The organism is Streptomyces telluris (assembly GCF_024519335.1).
GTDB lineage: Bacteria > Actinomycetota > Actinomycetes > Streptomycetales > Streptomycetaceae > Streptomyces > Streptomyces telluris.
The window spans coordinates 82,237-99,566 of the sequence record NZ_JANIID010000021.1 but is presented as its reverse complement, the minus strand read 5'-3'; the positions used below and the strand labels follow the sequence as shown (position 1 = coordinate 99,566).

The 17,330-nt window shown below is 74.9% G+C and carries 9 protein-coding genes and 1 tRNA gene; 2 read left to right on the top strand and 8 right to left on the bottom strand.

Translation table 11 applies throughout. The features are described 5' to 3' along the window. Window positions 1-12: 12 nt before the first annotated feature. Window positions 13-903 carry a DUF2268 domain-containing putative Zn-dependent protease gene (locus NQU55_RS22260; protein WP_168094156.1) on the top strand — a complete coding sequence of 297 codons (891 nt, stop codon included), beginning with the start codon at window positions 13-15 and terminating at the stop codon, window positions 901-903. 13 nt (window positions 904-916) lie between these two features. On the opposite strand, the gene NQU55_RS22255 is transcribed toward NQU55_RS22260, so the two are convergent. Both NQU55_RS22255 and NQU55_RS22250 read right to left on the bottom strand, forming a co-directional pair. Further along, complete coding sequence (locus NQU55_RS22255; protein ID WP_168094157.1) at window positions 917-2,122, bottom strand: serine hydrolase domain-containing protein; 1,206 nt, start codon at window positions 2,120-2,122, stop codon at window positions 917-919. 53 nt (window positions 2,123-2,175) lie between these two features. Next, on the bottom strand, window positions 2,176-4,074 hold the full coding sequence (locus NQU55_RS22250) for an ABC transporter ATP-binding protein (RefSeq protein ID WP_372504767.1): 1,899 nt from the start codon (window positions 4,072-4,074) through the stop codon (window positions 2,176-2,178). Between the two features lie 267 nt (window positions 4,075-4,341). Between NQU55_RS22250 and NQU55_RS22245 the strand changes: the two genes are divergently transcribed. After that, window positions 4,342-5,328: a trypsin-like serine peptidase gene (locus NQU55_RS22245; RefSeq protein ID WP_168094158.1), complete on the top strand. Its 987-nt coding sequence runs from the start codon at window positions 4,342-4,344 to the stop codon at window positions 5,326-5,328. 67 nt (window positions 5,329-5,395) lie between these two features. Here the strand turns inward: NQU55_RS22245 and NQU55_RS22240 are convergent. The 6 genes from NQU55_RS22240 to NQU55_RS22215 form a co-directional block, all read right to left on the bottom strand. After that, window positions 5,396-5,469 (bottom strand) — tRNA-Lys (locus NQU55_RS22240). Between the two features lie 66 nt (window positions 5,470-5,535). After that, window positions 5,536-5,970: a DUF6234 family protein gene (locus tag NQU55_RS22235; protein ID WP_168094159.1), complete on the bottom strand. Its 435-nt coding sequence runs from the start codon at window positions 5,968-5,970 to the stop codon at window positions 5,536-5,538. Window positions 5,971-6,051: 81 nt separating this feature from the next. After that, entirely contained in the window at window positions 6,052-6,459 is a 408-nt protein-coding gene (locus NQU55_RS22230) for a septal ring lytic transglycosylase RlpA family protein (RefSeq protein ID WP_168094160.1), read from the bottom strand. A 207-nt stretch (window positions 6,460-6,666) separates the two neighbouring features. Next, the gene (locus NQU55_RS22225; RefSeq protein WP_256791001.1) at window positions 6,667-7,212 is read right to left on the bottom strand and encodes a TerD family protein; all 546 of its coding nucleotides are present in this window, start codon (window positions 7,210-7,212) and stop codon (window positions 6,667-6,669) included. Window positions 7,213-7,279: 67 nt separating this feature from the next. Beyond that, window positions 7,280-9,604: an MMPL family transporter gene (locus NQU55_RS22220; protein ID WP_168094162.1), complete on the bottom strand. Its 2,325-nt coding sequence runs from the start codon at window positions 9,602-9,604 to the stop codon at window positions 7,280-7,282. Further along, complete coding sequence (locus tag NQU55_RS22215) at window positions 9,598-17,187, bottom strand: type I polyketide synthase (protein WP_256791000.1); 7,590 nt, start codon at window positions 17,185-17,187, stop codon at window positions 9,598-9,600. Before NQU55_RS22215 ends, NQU55_RS22220 begins: the two co-directional genes overlap by 7 nt. Window positions 17,188-17,330 lie beyond the last annotated feature (143 nt).

Sequence of the window (17,330 nt, the reverse complement as noted above, 5' to 3'; positions counted from 1 at the left end):
CGGTCCCGAGTCATGAAGATTGTTGTTCATGACACCGCCTCCGCCATGCTCGATCTGCTTCAGCGACCGCTGGAAGAGCGGCCCGGCGCCCTGCGGGAGATGCTCAGCCCGCTCCAGGGCGTGATGGCCCCCGTGATGGGCGATGTGGACCTGGTCGAGATGCACCGCCACAGCAGTGGCTTCCGGCTCGATCGCGACGACCCGCGCTATGTGCCCGCCGTGCGGCAGATGCAGGACGCGGGAGTGTGGCGGCGCATCGAGGACACGCTCGCCGCGGCGTGGGAGCGGATCAGCGGTGCGGTCCCCGGCATCGAGCACGCCGGGACCGTGCACGTCGTCGTGGTGCTCGGCAATCCCGACGACGATCAGCTCATGGGGCGCAGCGCCGGCTACTTCGGTGTGGGCGGGATCCCCGGGGCCATCGAGCTGATCATGTGGCCCACCGACACGAGCCTGGAGAAGATCGGCTACGGCGCCGCGCACGAGTTCCACCACAACGTGCGCTACGCGAACGTCACCTGGAACCCGATGACCGTCACGGTGGGGGAGCACGTCGTCGCCGAGGGGCTCGCCGAGGCGTTCGTGCGCGAGCTGGCCGGCGAGCAGGCCATGGGCCCGTGGTCGAAGGCGCTGACCGGCGCCGGGCTGGACAGTGCCTACGCAAGGATCACTGACGACATCGACGTGGCCGGGATGCAGAACCTGGCCGCGTACGTGCTGGGCGACGCCGCCGCGCGGCGCATGGGCCAGGAGCCCGTGGGGCTGCCGGACTTCGCCGGGTACGGCGTCGGCCTGCGGATCGTGGACGCCCACCTCGCGGCCTCGGGGCTGACCGCCGCCCGGTCCACGGCCCTGCCGGCACGCGAGGTCCTCACCAACGCGGGCGTGCCGACCGGGGCGTGACGGGCGCCCGGACCTACTGCGACGCGGGGCAGAACTCCGCCTGGAAGACGTCCCCCGCCGCGTCCGTGTCGCTCACGGTGTCGGTGTTGAAGTTGAGGACGAGGCTGTGCCGGGTGTCCGCCGAGACGAAGGCGATGCTCTGCGTCCCGACGAACAGGCCGGTGTGCCCCCACACTTCCGTCCCGCAGAGGGTGTACCGGAACAGCCCCAGGCCGTACGCCGCGCCCGAGCCGTCGCCGGTGGGGACGGTCGTCCTCAGCTCCCGCTGCTGCGCAGGCGGCAGCAGTCTGCCCTGCAGCAGGGCGGTGAGGAAGCGGTCGAGGTCGGCGCCGGTGCTGATCAGGTCGCCGGTGGCCCGGATCAGGGAGGGGTCGAAGTCGGTGACGTCGTGCATCCTGCGGTCCGGTTCGTCGGTGAACCAGCTGTAGCTGCGTCCGGCGGGGGCCGGGACCGTGCGCTCGTGGCGCGGCAGGCGGGTGGAGTGCAGGCCGAGCGGTGCGATGATCCGGCGCTCCACCTCCTCCTCGTAGGAACGTCCGGTCGCCTTCTCCACGACGAGGGCGGCGAGGACGTATCCAGTGGGGGTGTACGCGTAGCGGGTGCCCGGCGCGAAGTTCGGCGCGTGGGCCGTCGCGGTCCGCACGATCCGCCGGGGTGTCCAGCGGTCGTAGCGGTGCTCGAGGAACGCGGTGGTGGTGAGGTTCCTCAGGACTTCCGGGTCCGTGGTGTAGTCGAAGAGCCCGCTGGTTTGCTGGAGGAGGTGGCGCAGGGTGATCCTGCTGCCGTCGTTCCCGTTCCCCCGCACCAAGCCGGGCAGCCACTTCTCGACGGTGTCGTCCAGAGTGAGCCGGTGCTCGGCCTCCAGCTGCAGGAGGACGGTGGCGGTGAAGGGCTTGCCGATGCTCCCGGCGCGGAAGCGGTCCACGGCGAGCCTCGGCCGCTTGGTGTGCAGGTCGGCGACGCCGGCGGAGCCGTTCCAGGTGCCGTGCGCGTCGCGGACCCGCGCCAGGGCGCCGGGGACGCCCGCCTTGACGGCGGCGTCCAGGGCGGCCTGGGTGCGCTCGTGCCCGCCGCCGCGCGCGGCGGGCCGGACGTGGACGGTGGCGCCCGCCGGAGCGGGTGCCGGTGCGGCCCCCGCCATCGCGGCGGCCGTCAGGAACGCGGCCAGTACGGCTCGTGCCGTACGGACCGTCCTCGGTGAACGCGGACGCTTCGTCATGACAGCCCTCCTTCAGTGGGGGTCGGCGGTGTCGGATCCGGGCGATGGCGCGGTCAGCGCACGGCGCCGCTCACCTCCTCCGGCGTCGTGGGGAGCCCCCGGTCGTTCTGCAGGGACCACAGTTCCCGGAAGAGGCCGGGGGCTTCGACGAGTTCGGCGAAGGTGCCCAGCTGGATGACCCGGCCGTGGTCGAGGACGACGATGCGGTCGGCGACCGCGACGTTGGCCAGGCGGTGGGTGACGAGGACGACGGCCCGCTCCTCGGCGATCTTGCGCAGTCCGGCGAAGATGCGGTGCTCCGCCCGGGCGTCCAGGGCGCTGGTGGGCTCGTCCATGACGAGCAGGCCCGCCGGGCGGTAGAAGGCCCGCGCGATGGCGATGCGCTGCCACTGGCCGCCGGAGAGCTCCACCCCGCCGTACCACTCGCGGGCCAGGAGGGTGTCGAGCCCGCTGCGGAGCTCCTTGACGACTTCGTCGGCGCCCGCGTGCGCGGCCGCCTGGAGGACGACGCCGTCCCCGTCGTGCGCCTGTCCGAGGGTGATGTTGTCGCGGACGGACAGGGGCCAGTGGGCGTAGTCCTGCGGGACGACGGCGGTCTGCCGCCACATGGCCTGCGGGTCGAATTCACCGGAGTCGACGCCGTCCCAGGTGACCCTGCCCTCGGTGGGCAGGTACAGGCCGGTCAGGAGTTTGCTGAGGGTGGTCTTGCCCGAACCGTTCTCCCCGACCAGGGCCAGGACCTCGCCGCGCCGCACCTCCAGGCTGACCTCGTGCAGGGAGGGGCGGTCGGAGCCGGGGTAGCGGAAGGTGAGGGACTCGGCGCGGACGGCCGCGGGGGCCGCGGGGATCCGGGTGCCGCGCTGCATGCGGTGCCCGCCGGCCTCGTCGATGAACTCGGCCCAGTCGTCGAGGTAGAGGCCGGTGCGGAAGAGGCGGGCGCCGTAGGAGACCATGCCGCGCAGGGACGAGCCGACCGACCGCAGGGCGAAGACCGCCGTGCCGGCCGAGGCGAGCGACATGTGCCCGGTGCCCAGCAGGAGGGCGAGCGCGGCCCACACCAGGCCGGAGGCGAGACCGCCGGCCACGGCGCCCGCGAGCGCGTACCGCGCGCCCCGGTGGACCGCCTTGTCGGTGGTGGTGTGGATGCGGTTGCTGATCGAGCGGTAGCGGCCGAGGAGGAACTCGGCCATGGTGCCCGAGCGCAGCTGGTCGGCGAAGAGCTTGTCGGTGACGTGCCAGCGCAGGTGGTTGAGCACGCGGCGGTCGCCGCTCAGGGCGCGGGAGGTCTGGTAGTGGACCCGCGCCCCCTTCACGCTCGCGATGCCCTGCGGGAGGGTGGCCAGCAGGAGCAGCGGCAGCAGGACCGGGTGCAGGAGCGTCACCACGCCGGCCGCCGCGATCAGCGACGCCAGGCAGGCCATGAGGTCCTGGGATTCGGTGAGCAGGTCCTGGGCGACGTCCGCGCCGCGGTCGGCGGCTTCGCGCTTGTCGTTGAAGCCGGGGTGGTCGTAGGCGGCGAGTTCGGCGTTGATCGCCGCGTCGAGCATCTGGAGCTCGGCCTCGCGGGAGATCCGGGGGGCCAGCCGGCTGGAGATGTTGGCGACGGCGATGGCGAGCAGGGCCCGCGTCCCGGCCGCCCCGGCGAGGAGGGCGAGCGAGGGCAGCGCGTCCATGAGCCGGTCCTCGATGTGACCGGAGGTGATCAGCGCGGTGATCGTGCTGCTGGTGGCCAGCAGGCCGAAGGCCTCGAACGCGCCGGACAGCACCTGGCAGACCAGGAGCGTCAGGACGGCTCGTCTGTCCACGCGCCAGGCCAGGTTCAGCGCCTTGCGGACGAGCTGGGGAAGGCGCCGGCTCATCGCACGGGCGGTGAGCGGGCTCTTCTCGAAGGCGGTCAGGGTCGGGGAGCGGAAGCGTAATTCCTCATGTACCTCGGTGGTCTCGGCGGGCAACGTGATTCCCCTTGGTTGCGGGTGTCGACGGTCCGGTTCCGATGGTGAGCGCCTGCACGATGCCGTATGGCGTGGGCGAGTTGCGGCCGAACGCCCTTAATCCACTCGAAGGTGGGCCTTTTGACTGACCACTTCGGAGTGAGGACACTCACCTTTTGACGCGCCCCTGTCAATCAATGGGGCTGCGTGGGACTCTGCCTCTCGCACCGCGCACCACGCACTCCCGGTACGTGCACGTGCCGTATCCGCACCGCAGAAGGAGTACGCGTGAGACGATCCCGCCGTACGACCGCAGGTGTGCTGCTGGCCGCCTGCGCCCTGGTCGCCGCAGGCGCACAGGCCGCGACGGCCGACCCCGCTCAGGGCGGAGCCCCGGCCCCGGCCGTGCACACCGCCGCGGCCTCGCCGGACGCCCTGCAGGCCGTCGCCGACTACTGGACGCCCGAACGGATGCGCACGGCCGTCCCGCTCGACCCGCCCTCCGTCGTACCCGGCACGCTCTCGGCGCCGGTGGCCCGGGGTGAGACGCTCACGGTCGCCGCCACCGCCCCCGCGGCCGGGTCCCTCGCCTCCTTCCCGCAGCCGGGAGGTCCGTGGACCGGTGGCGGCGCGGTGGCCAAGACGTCGGGCCGGGTGTTCTTCACCATGCAGGGCCGCAACGCCTCCTGTTCGGCCGACGCCGTCACCAGCCGCAACGGCAGCACCGTGATCACGGCCGGGCACTGCGTGAAGTACCAGGGCAACTGGCACACCAACTGGACCTTCGCCCCCGGCTACGACGACGGGAAGACGCCTTACGGCACCTGGGCGGCGACCAAGACGCTGGCCACGCCGCAGTGGACGGCCAGTGAGGACATGAACTACGACATCGGCGCCGCCGTCGTGGCCCCGCTGGGCGGCAAGCGGCTCGCGGACACTGTCGGAGCGCAGGGCCTGCAGTTCAACGGCGCCTACAACAAGCCCATGTACGCCTTCGGCTACCCCGCGGCGTCCCCGTACGACGGCAAGAAGCTCATCCACTGCAGCGGGAACTCCACCAAGGACTTCCTCCTCACCAAGGACCACGGGCTGAGCTGCAACATGACCGGCGGCTCCAGCGGCGGGCCGTGGTTCGCGTCGTTCGACGAGGCGACCGGCACCGGCCTGCAGGCGTCGGTGAACAGCTTCGGGTACACGTTCCTGCCGAACACGATGTTCGGCCCGTACTTCGGCGACGACGCCAAGGCCCTGTACGAACAGGCGCAGACGAGCTGACGTGCGGACGTCACGCGTCCGCACGGGAAAGGCCCCCGCCTTCCGGCGGGGGCCTTTCCCTCTCAAGTGCGCCACCAGGGACTCGAACCCCGGACCTGCTGATTAAGAGTCAGCCGCTCTGACCAACTGAGCTAGCGGCGCGAAATGAATACTACCGTACGAATGACGGTGCATCGCCCGTGGTCCGGAGCGGTCGCGGCCGTCGCGCTACGGCACCGCTGCCGGGGCCTGAGCCGGCCGGGCGCCGCTGTCGGTCCTGCCGTTGTCGACGACCGGGAGGGCGAGCAGGGCCAGGCCGAGGCACGCGGCCACCAGCCCTTGGACGACGACGGTGATGAAGGCCCGGGCGAAGGCCAGGCCGACGGCCGCGACCAAGGCGAACCCGGCGAGGACGGCGGCGCATGTCATCAGCTGCCCGGTGGTGTCCGGGGGCGGGGGCGCGTCGCGCTGCCCGCCGTAATCGGCGTTGTACGCCCAGCCTTTGATGCCCACGACGTACAGGCATCCGACGGCCGCGACGACTTCCATCGCCAGGAGGGCGAGGGCGAGCAGCAGATCCGCGTACCAGGGGACGCCGGTGCTTCTGCCGGCCCGGGACCGGTGCGGGACCACGGCAGGGGGTGCCACGGGAAGAGGTGCCATGACCTCAGTTTTCTCCCGGATCGCGGTGGCGGCATGAGTACGCGTACTCATGCTCACCCGCCTCACCCGCCTCCGTCGCGCTCAGGCGACGCCGCCGAGGGTTTCGAGGCTCACCCGGACCAGGCCCTGGTCGGTGTCGGCGATCTCCTCGAACGCGGCCCGCGACAGGTCGATGCAGCGGCTCGTGTCCCTCGGGCCCCGGTCGTTGATCCTGACCATGACCTCGTCACCGGTCGCGGCGTTGGTGACCCGTACGCGGGTGCCGAAGGGCAGGTCCCGGCTGGCGGCGGTCATCGCCTCCGGGTCGAACGGCTCGCCACTGGCGGTGGGCCATCCGTCGAGCATCTCCTCCGGCGCGCCGTACCACGAGGCGACGCACGTCCGCGGGCCGCGGTCGTCCGCGCCGGCGAGGAAGGGGACGGAGCAGAACAGGACCGTCGCCAGCGCCACCGTGGCAGGGGAGCGGCCGGGCGTCCTGGGGTGCGTCATGCGGTTCCTCGGTCCTCGCTCCTCTGATCCTCGGGTCTGGAAGATCGTGTCCGCTGCGGACGGCTTCCAGTCCTCGGCACGGGACGGAGCAGCCGATCGGCGGCATGCGACCGCACGCGCCGACCGGGCGGGAGGAGGAGGGGCCGGGTGCGGAGGAGCGCCGCCCGGGCGCGCGGGTGAGCGTGCCGTGCGGCCCTCCCCGCCGGCTCAGGCGCTGCCCATCACCGTGGCGAAGGCCGCCGGGTCGGCGTCGAACCCGCGGACCACCGGGCGGTACTCCCACGCGCCCTGCCCGGTGCGCACGAACTCCACGACCGTCGCCGCCGTGGCCCCGGCGACCGCCGCGAAGTCGTCCGCGGCCAGCTCGGTGTACCCCTCCGTGACGCGGACGCCGGTGTTGGCCACGTCCCCGAAGGTCTTGCGCCCGCCGCCCTGCTGTATGGCCACCCCGACGACGACCCGCGCGTACGTGGGCGACAGCCGGTCGAGCTCCAGCGTCATGACCTCGTCCGAGCCCAGCCCCATGCCGGTGCGGCTGTCGCGGTTGAGGAGGATGGTGCCGTCGGGCGACCGGCTGTCGAAGTGCACGAGATAGGCGGGCTTGCCGTACGGCTCCTCCGCGGTGTACGTGGCCGCGATGAGGTCCAGGTCGTTGTCGGGCAGGCCCATCGGGCTCGGGTCCCATCTCAGCGACACCTGGACCTTGCCGAGCCCTTTGCTGAGGCCGCCCGCCCCCTTGTTGAGTCCGCTCACCGGACATCCCCTCCCACTTCCGTGTTCCTGGTGCACTCCCACCTTGCCGTCGGAACGGCTGCTGCCGCTACCCCGGGCGGGAGGCATCGACCGCATCGGGCGACGGCTGCGGCTGCGGCAGGACGGTGCGCGCGCGGCGCCGGGGCGGCGCCGGCAGCCACCAGTTGGCGCGGCCTGCCAGCCGCATCACGGCGGGCACCAGGAGCGGGCGGATGACCACGGCGTCGAGGACGACCGACAGGGCCGTCGTGACGGCGAGGAGCTTCATGAGCGCGACCTCGGCCGTCGCCAGGGCGAGCAGCACCGTCAGGACGAGCGCGGCGGACGCGGTGAACAGCGGCGCCGCCGCCTGGAGTCCGGCGGCCGTCGCCCGCACGGTGTCGCCGGTGCGGGCGTGGGCCTCGCCGATGCGGGCCAGCAGCAGGATCTCGTAGTCCAGGGACAGCCCGAAGGCCAGGCAGAAGGCGACGACGGGCATGACGACGCTGACCGTGCCCGTGGCCGTGAACTCACCCACCAGCCACTTCATATGACCCTGCTGGAAGATGAACACCATCGCGCCGAAGGTCGCGGTCAGGCTGAGCAGGTTGAGCGCGAGTGCCTTCAGGGGCAGGAACAGGCTCCGGGTGAAGGCCAGGAGGAGCACGAACGTGGCCACGGCCATCGCTCCCAGCGCCCACGGCAGCCGCTGCGCGAGGGTGTTCCGGGCGTCCCGGAACTGGGCCGTGGGACCGCCGACGAGCGGCGGTGCCGGTGCCCGGGCCTCCTGCAGCCGGGCGACGAGGGCGGTGGACGCGGGGGCGTACGGGTCCGCCTCGCCGCTGACGGCCAGCCAGGTGCCCGCCGGGGAGGTGAAGTGCCGCAGGGCCGGGCAGCCCGGAAGCGTGCCGCGCGCGGGCGAGGCCTCTGCCGGGCAGGCCAGGGGGGCCTCGTGGCCGAGCACGTACGAGCCGGTCGCGGTCCGCACGCCGAGGACGCCGGGGAGGGCCGACAGCCCTCTCGCGTACGCGTCGAGCTCCGCGACGCGGCCCGTGGCATCGGGCCGCCACCCGGGGAGGGCCACCTCGACGGGGTTGCGCAGCTGGGGGAAGCCGTCCCGCAGGGCCTGGGTGGCCTGCACCTCCGGGGCGTCGCGGGGCAGGACCCGGTCGTCGCTGAAGCCGAAGACCACCTGGCGGAAGGGGAGCGCGAGGACGAGCAGCGCCCCGGTGGCGAGCGCCGTGACGAGCAGCGGGCGTCGCATCACGCGCAGGGCCAGCCGCCGCCACCCGGCTCCGGCGCGGCCCGGCGCCCTGCGCCGGCGCGCGAACAGGTCGCCCCGGCCGATCGCCCGGGGGAAGCAGGCCAGCGCCGCGGGGACGAGCACCAGGGCGGCGAGCGCCGAGAGCAGCACCACGCTGACCCCGGCGTAGGCCATCGACCGCAGGAAGTACAGCGGGAACGCCAGGAGGCCGAGCAGGCACAGGGCGACGGCCGCCGCCGAGACGACGACGATCCGCCCGGCCGACCGGACCGCCCCCGCCAAGGCGTCCTCCGGCGGGCTCCCGGAGGCGATCTCCTCGCGGTAGCGCGCCACCAGGTAGAGGCTGTAGTCGACGGAGAGCGCGAGCCCGACCGCGCCGGTGAGGTTCAGCGCGAACGTCGACACCTCGGTCACGGCGGTCAGGCCGCGCAGCGCCGCCAGGGTGCCCGCCACCGCGACCGCGCCCACCGAGAGGGGCAGGCAGGCCGCGGCCACGCTCCCGAAGACGAACACGAGCAGCAGCAACGTGGCGGGGAGGGCGATCAGTTCGGTGCGCAGCAGGTCGCGCTCGCTGTAGCGCTCCAGGGCGCGGTCGAGGACGGCGTGCCCGGTCGCCCGGACCCGCAGGGGGCCTTGCGGCGCGGTGGCGGTGGGCAGGAGCCGCTCGACGGCCGCCCGCCCGGCCCGCCCGCCCCCGTCCAGGCGCACCGACACCAGCGCGGTGCGGGCGTCGCCCGAGCGCAGCGCGGCGTCGTCCACTGCGGCGCCGCCTCCCGGCGCCCCGCCGCTGCCCGCCGCGGGGCACGAGCCGCGGGTGACCGGGCCGGTCCAGTACGAGTCGACGCCGGTCACCCCCGGGTCGCGGCACAGCCGGCCGACCAGGTCCAGGCCCGCCGCGCGCGCCGCGGGCGCGTCCACCGAGTCCGGTGCGCGGGCGAGCAGCACGACGTCGGGCGCGCCCGCGTGGAAACGGTCCGTCAGCAGGGCCTCGGCGCGGGCCGAGGGGGAGCCCGGCGCCGTCCAGCCGCCGCTCGCCAGCCGGGCCGCCACCCCGTGCCCGAACAGCGCGCAGGCCACGGCGGCGAGCGCGGCCAGGGCGAGGACGGGGCGGCGGTGGCGGGCGCAGGCGCGGGCCAGGGACGTCAGCACGGGGCCTGACCCGCCCGGCCCGCCGGGTCCGCGGCCGGGCCGGGCTGCGGGGGCACGCCGGGGCGGGACGCGGGCTCGGCGCCCGGCGCGGGCTGCGGGGCGGGCCGGTCCGTCCCCATGCCCAGCCGCAGCTGGACGATGCGCGCCATGTCGAGGACTGTGCCGCCGCTGCGCATCAGCTCCATGGGCGGCACCTGGACGTCGAAGCGGCGCCGCAGCGTGGCGAGGAGCTCGGCGGCCATGAGGGAGTCCACGCCGTAGTCCTCGAGCCGCCGGGCCGGGTCGATGCGGCCGGCGTCGAGGTGGAGGATGTCGGCCAGGATCCGTACGAGGCTGCCGGTCAGCGCCTGCAGGGCGTCCGCGGGGCTCAGCACCGACAGGGCCTGCACGATCTCCTCGTGGGTGCGGCCGGTCTCCTCGTCGGGCTCGGGAACCAGCTGCCGGTACCGGGGCGCCCCGAGCGAGGGCAGGCAGGCGCGCATCCGTGCCCAGTTGTACCGGCCGACGCCCGCGACCTCCGTGCCGTCGCTCAGCAGCACGCCGGCCGCGTCGAACACCTCGCGCGGGGTCAGCGCCTCCAGGCCGCCGCTCTCCAGGGCGCGGGCGAGGCCGTTGCGGGCCACGTAGCCGGTGCCGCCGAGGGCGCCCCACCCCACGGCCAGGCCCGGCCTGCCGTCCCGCCGGCGCCTGCGGACCAGCGCTTCGAGGAAGAGGTTGCCCGCGGCGTAGGGGGCCTGGGTGACCTGGCCGACGCGTGCGGCGACGGAGGAGAACATCAGGAACAGCTGCAGGTCCGCCCGGCCGCGCGTGAGCGCGTCGAGCACGGCCGCGCCCCCGGCCTTCGGGGCCAGCACGGCGCGGAACCGGTCGTCGGTGAGCTCCTCCAGCGGGGCGTCGTCCAGGTGCATGGCGCAGTGCACCACGCCGCGCAGCCGGTGCCCGCCCGCGTCGACCTCCTCCACGACGCGCCGCATGGAGGGCAGGTCGGCGACGTCCGCCGCATAGGGCACGGCGCGCACCCCGCGCCGCTCCAGGTCCGCGAGGAGGGTCTCGCATCCGGGGGTGCGTTCTCCCCTGCGTCCGACGAGGGCCAGGTGGCGCGCGCCGTGGCCGGCGAGCCAGTGCGCGGTGGCCGCACCGTAGCCGCCGAGGCCGCCGGTGACGAGGTAGGTCGCGCCGGGGTCGAGGTGCGAGGCGCGGGAGCGGGGTTCGACCAGGGCGGGTTCGTCGAGCGGGTCGAAGGAGACGACGACCTTGCCGATGTGCCGGGAGTGCTGCAGGAGGCGGAAGGCCTCCTCGGCGCGGGCGGCGGGGAAGACCGTGTGCGGCAGCGGCCGGTAGTCGCCCGCCCGGACGCGCTCGGTGACCTCGGCGAACAGGGAGGCCGCCCGCCCGGGGTCGGCCAGCAGGGCGAGGAGGTTGACGCCGAAGAACGCCAGGTCGCGCTCGAAGGGGCGCAGCAGCAGCCGGTTGTTCTCCAGGATGTCGCGCTTGCCGAGCTCGACGAAGCGCCCGCCCGGCCGGAGCAGCTCAAGGCTGCGGGAGACGGCCTCGCCCGCGAGGGAGTTGAGGACGACGTCGACGCCGCGCCCGCCGGTCAGCTCCCGCACCCGCTCTGCGAAGGCCAGGCTGCGCGAGTCCAGGACGTGCTCGACGCCCAGGGCGCGCAGCAGGTCGCGCTTGGCGGCGCTGCCGGCCGTGGCGATGACGTGCGCGCCGTGCAGCCGCGCGTACTGCAGGGCCGCGAGCCCCACGCCCCCCGCCCCGCCGTGTACGAGCACGGTCTCCCCGGCCGCCAACCCGGCCTGCCAACCCAGGCCGTAGTGGACGGTCAGGAAGACCGCGGGCAAGGTGGCCGCCTCGGCGAAGCCCGTCCCGTCGGGGATCCGGGCCACGGCGTCCGCGGAGGTGACCATGTGCGAGGCCAGGCAGTCCGAGCCGCTGGCGAAGACCCGCTCGCCCACGGCGATCCCCGTGACGCCCGGGCCGACGGCCGCGACCGTCCCGGCGCACTCCAGCCCGTACACCGCGTCGAAGCGCCCGTCGGCGGTGTCCTCGCCGGCCAGGGCGCCGGTGGCCAGGACCACGTCGCGGTAGTTCAGCGCGGCCGCCCGCACGGCGACCAGGACCTGCCCGGGGCCCGGCACCGGCCGCTGCGTCTCCACCCAGGCCGGCCGGAAGGACAGCCCGGGGTCGCGGACCTCCAGGGCGAACGCGTCGACCGCCGGGGAGGGCACGAGGGGCCGGGGGAAGTCCCGGTCGCGGGGGACGAACCGGCCGCCGCCGCGCGTCAGGACGACCTCGGTCTCCTCCGGCGGGGCGAGGAGCTCGCGGGCGAGGCGCTCCGCGTCCGCCGCCGTGTCGCCGCTGCGGGCCAGGGAGATCCGGCGCGTCGTCAGCGACGCCTTCTCGTTGGCGAAGGACTGCGCCATGCCCCACGCGGCGGCGTCCGCGGGAGCGGGCCCGGGCGATCCGGGCTCCGGGACGGCCCCGCAGGGCCGCGTCACCAGCCACAGGGAAATCTCGCTGCCGGTCAGCCGTCCGCACGCCACGGCGAGGGCGCGCAGCACCGCGCCGCGCCGGGTCGCCCGCTCCACCACGTCGGCCGGGTCGTCGGCGCCGGCGGGCGCCAGCACCAGGACGATCACCGTCTCCCGGGACAGCAGCGGGGCCCACGCGCCGGGGTCCTCGCCGGCCACGGTGGTGTGCACCTCCACGGCGTCGGCCGCCCGCAGCAGGCCCGCCGTGGTTCCCACCAGCGCCTCCTCCTCCGGGGTCTCGGCCGCCACGACCCAGGCGGTGCCGATGCCCGCGGCGGGAAGCGGCGCGGGCCGCACCGGCCCCCCGGCGCGGGCGGTCAGGAAGACGGAGAAGTCCTCGCAGGCCGGCTCGGCGTCGTCCCCGGTCCGTACGGTGCCGGTGAACCCGCACCGCGCGAGCAGCTCGTCCCACTCCTCGCGGCCGAGCAGGGGCGAGCGGAGCCGCAGCCCGGTGTCCGTGCGGTTCCAGAAGCTCGCCAGCGTGCCGAAAAAGGGCAGCAGGAACAGCGGGTCGTGGCTCTCCAGCATCAGCAGCAGACCGCCCGGGGCGGTCAGCGACGCCACCCGGCGCACCGCCGCCTCCAGGTCGGCGCTCGTGTGCAGGGAGTTGGCCGCGACCACCAGGTCGAACCCGCCGCGGGGCAGGTCCTGGCCCTCGGGGTCGGCGTCGACGTCGAAGGTGCGGTAGTCCACGAAGTCGTACGCGGCGAAGCGCTGCCGGGCCCGCGCGAAGAACGACGACGACACGTCCGTGAAGAGGTAGCGGGTGCGGTCGGCCGGCAGCAGGGGCAGCAGGGCCGCGGTGGTCCCGCCGGTGCCCGCGCCGATCTCCAGCACCCGCAGCGGCCGGTCGGCCGGCAGGCCCGCCACGATCTCCCGCACCAGGGACTGTGCGACACGGTTGTGGAAGCGCAGCACCGGCGCCACGTCGTAGAGCTGTTCGAGGGACGACGTGGCGCCCTCGACCCCCAGCAGGTCCAGCGGGTCGCGAGCACCCCGCAGAATGCCGTCCAGGTGGAGGAACTGGCGCACGACCAGGGTCAGTTCGGTGGAGAACGCCGGCTGCTCCTGCAGCGCCTCCCGCAGCATGCCGATCGCGCACCCGGGCGCGGCCTCCCGCAGCCAGCGGCCGTCCGCGTCCTGCCGCGCCAGCCCGTACCGCGTCATGGCGGTCAGCATCAGCTCCATCGCCTGCCGGTGCCCGGGCAGCATCCCGCCCGCGACCAGATCGCCCACCGTGAACCAGCCGACCCCCTCCGGCAGCAGACCACCGAGCGCGGCGGCGTAGGCGTGGGCCGCCGCCTCCTGCAGCCGGGCGGCGAAGCGCGGGTATCCGGCCGAGCGCCAGTCGCGGCGCAGGGCCAGGATCCGGCCCGCGGCCCGCTCGGCGATCTCCTGCGGGACCGCCACGGGCCCGGGCGCCGACGGGGCGCCGGGACGCGGAGCGGCGCGCAGCACCGTCTCCTGACGGGTCACCGGCGTCCGCCGCGCCCCGGTCAGGCGCCGCATGCGGCACCCCTTCAGCTCCACCGCGACCGAGCCGTCCTCGTCGGTGACGGTGATGTCCCAGCACACCTCGGTCGCCGTCCGGCCCCGCTCGCGCAGGTGCACCGCACCCTTGGGCGCCGGGCTGCGCCACACGCGCACCGCGTCCATCGCCGCCGGCAGGTACGTGTGCCCCGCGAGGACCTCCTCGTCCAGCAGGGGCGCCCCCGTCTGCACCGCCCCGTCCAGCAGGGCCGGGCTGACGTCCAGGCCCTCCAGCGGCCCGGGGTCGCTGTAGAAGGCGACGACCTCGCCCTCGCCCGCCCACAGTTCGCCGAGCACCCGGAACGACGGGCCGTAGCCGAGACCGGCCTCGCCGACCTGCCGGTAGTGCTCCTCACCGCTGACGCGGCGTCCGCACCGGGCCCGGGCGGCGGCCAGGTCGACCGGCGCCGGAGGCCGGCCCCACCGGGCACGCACCCGCCCGCGCGCGTGCCTGCGCTGCGCCGTGACCTGGTCGTCCGTGCTGCTGATCAGCACCACCCCGTCCTCGGGGTCGAACGACACCTGCGTGTGCACCCTGCCCGGCTCGCCCCACGGCACGAACAGCGGCCGGACGAACTCCAGATGGTCGGCCTCCACCGCGGTGTCCAGCACCCGGCGGCCCGCCGCCAGGGCCATCTCCACATACGCGGTCGCGGGCATGACGACGGACCCGCCGAGCCGGTGGTCGGCCACCCACGCCAGCCGGGCCGGCTCGACCGCCCCGTGCCACACCGGCAGCGGCGCCGGCATGCGCTCGCCCAGCAGCGGGTGCTCCGTACGGCCGTCCCCGCTGCTGCGCACCCACGACTCCGGGCCGCCGCTCCAGTGCCGTTCGCGCTGCCAGGGGTAGGCGGGCAGCGAGGCCACCCGCCCCGGGCGCGGGAAGCGGGCGCTCCAGTCGGCCTCGGCGCCGGCCGCGAGCAGGGCGGCCACCGCCGTGCGCATCGCCCGCACGCCGTCGTCGCCCTTGCGCAGGGTACGGGTGACCGCCCGCAGCCCGGGCGCGTCGTGGGCGGCGGTGATGCGCCGCAGGTAGCTCTGCAGCACCGGCTGCGGGCCGATCTCCAGGAAGACGTCGGCGCCGCGGCCGAGGGCCTGCTCGACGGCGTCCGCGAACAGCACCGGTTCGCGGACGTTGCGCCACCAGTACTCCGCGTCCAGTTCGGGCCCCTCCAGCACGTCGCCGGTGACCGTGGAGAGCAGGGGCACGCGCGCGGGGGACGGGCTCAGGCCCGCGAGGGCCTCGTGCAGGGGCGCGCGCAGCGGGTCCATCGCGGCGCTGTGGAAGGCGTGGTCCAGGTCGAGTTCGGCACAGACCACGCTCTGCCCGGCCAGGTGCCCCAGCAGCCGGTAGAGCTGGTTGCGGGGACCGGCGACCGTGACGTCCCGCCGGGTGTTGACCCCCGCGATCTCCAGCCCGGGATATCCGGTCAGCAGGTCCGCGGCCTGCTCCCGGGACATGCCGACGGCCGCCATCCGCCCGCAGCCGGCCACCGCCGCCTGGGCCCGGCTGCGTTCGGCGATCACCCACGCCGCCTGGTCGAGGGTCAGCGCCCCGGCCGCGTAGGCCGCCGCGACCTCGCCGACGCTGTGGCCCAGGACGGCCGACGGCGTGATCCCGTAGGCGCGCAGCACGGCCACCACGCCGGTCTGCAGCGTGAACAGCAGCGGCTGCGCCACCTCCGTGGCCGCCAGGCGCCCGGGCGAGGGCTCCGCCAGCTCACGCGCGACCGACCAGCCCAGCCGCGGGGCCAGCGCTTCGTCCACGGCCTCCACGGCCGCCCGGAAGGCGGGTTCCGCCGCCAGCAGGTCGGCTCCCATGCCCGCCCACTGCGAGCCGTTGCCGGAGAACGCGAACGCGATCCGGCCCTGCCGCACCGCCTCGCCGGTGACGGCCTCGACAACCGGGCCCGCCGGAGCCTGCTGCGGGGGCGGCGCGGAGCGGCGGGCCAGCCGCCCCAGGGCCTGCGCCGCCTCCTGCGGCCCGTCCGCCAGAACGGCCGCCCGGTACGGGTGCTTGCCGCGCCGGGCGCAGCTTGTGTGGGCCAGGTCGTAGAACTCCTCCGGTCCCGCCTGCCCCAGCCGCTCCGCCGTCCGCGCCGCGGCCTGCGCGAGGGCCTCGGGCGTCCGGGCGGAGACCACGAACGGCAGCGTGCGCGGCCCGCCCGCCGCGTGCCGGGCGTGCCGCGCGGGAGCCGGTGCGGCCGCGACGACCGCGTGGGCGTTGGCGCCCCCGAAACCGAACGAGTTGACGCCCACGACCGGACGCCCCCGCACCTCCCCGACGGGACGGGCCTCCGTGGCGGGGGCGAGCCCCAGGCCCTCGAAGTCGATGCCCGGGTTGAGGGGCAGGGCGTGCAGGGAGGCGGGGATCCGGCCGTGCCGGAGCACCAGGAGCGCCTTGAACAGCCCGGCCATCCCCGAAGCCGGTTCGAGGTGGCCCAGGTTGGACTTGACCGAGCCGATCGGCAGCGCGCCCGTGCGGCGGCGCGCCCCCAGCGCCCGGCCGACGGCCTCGCACTCGACCGGATCCCCGGCGGGCGTCCCCGTGCCGTGCGCCTCCAGGTAGACGACGTCGTCGGGATCCACGCCGGCCTGCTCGTAGACCGACCTCAACAGGGCTTCCTGCGCACGGGGGTTCGGCAGGGCCAGCCCCGCCGTCCGGCCGTCGCTGTTGGCCGCCGACGCCAGGATCACACCGTGAATGCGATCCCCGTCGGCCAGCGCGTCGCGCAGCAGCTTCAGGACGACGACCCCGCCGCCCTCGGCCCGCACGTAGCCGTCGGCCGCGGCGGAGAACGACGCGCACCTGCCGCGCGGCGAGAGCATCGACGCCTGCGAGAACCCGACGTACGGGTACGGGCTGAGCAGCACGTTCACGCCGGCGGACACGGCCGTGCGGCTGGTGCCCTCGCGCAGCGTCCGGCACGCGCGGTCCAGCGCCACGAGCGCCGAGGAGCACGCGGTGTCCACGGCCATGCTCGGGCCGCGCAGGTCGAAGGCGTACGAGATCCGGTTCGCCGCGATCGACGCCGCGCCGCCCGCCATCGTGTAGGCGTCGACCCCCTCGATCCGCAGCATCTGCTGTGCGCCGTAGGAGGCGTCGGAGACCCCCACGTACACGGCGGTGTCCGAGCCGGCCAGCGCGGCCGGGTCGATCGCGGCGTCGTCGAGGGCCTCGGCCGTCATCTCCAGGAGCATCCGCTGCTGGGGGTCCATCTGCGCGGCCTCCCGGGGCGAGACGCCGAAGTAGCCGGCGTCGAAGCCCGCGATGTCGTCCAGGAAGCCGCCCGCCGCCGTGTAGCTCTTGCCCGGGCGCCGCGCCGACTCGTCCACGAAGCGGGCCGTCTCGAAGCGGTCCCCGGGGACCCGGGTGATCAGGTCCCGCCCCTGCTCCAGGGCCTCCCACAACCCCGCGAGGTCGCCGATGCCCCCGGGCAGCCGGCAGGCCGCCCCGACGACGGCCACGGCCCGGTCGTTCTCCGCCGAACCCTCTGAGCCCTCCGGATGCACGCGTACGACCTTTCCTGGCGGACCGGGCTCCATCGACGAGCCCGCACGGTTGATGACGCACCGCATCTTGTCGACTACGCAACGTGAAGGCAAGCGGCCGGGGCGGGCGGAGGTCGAATGGGTGACAAGGCGGAACATTTACG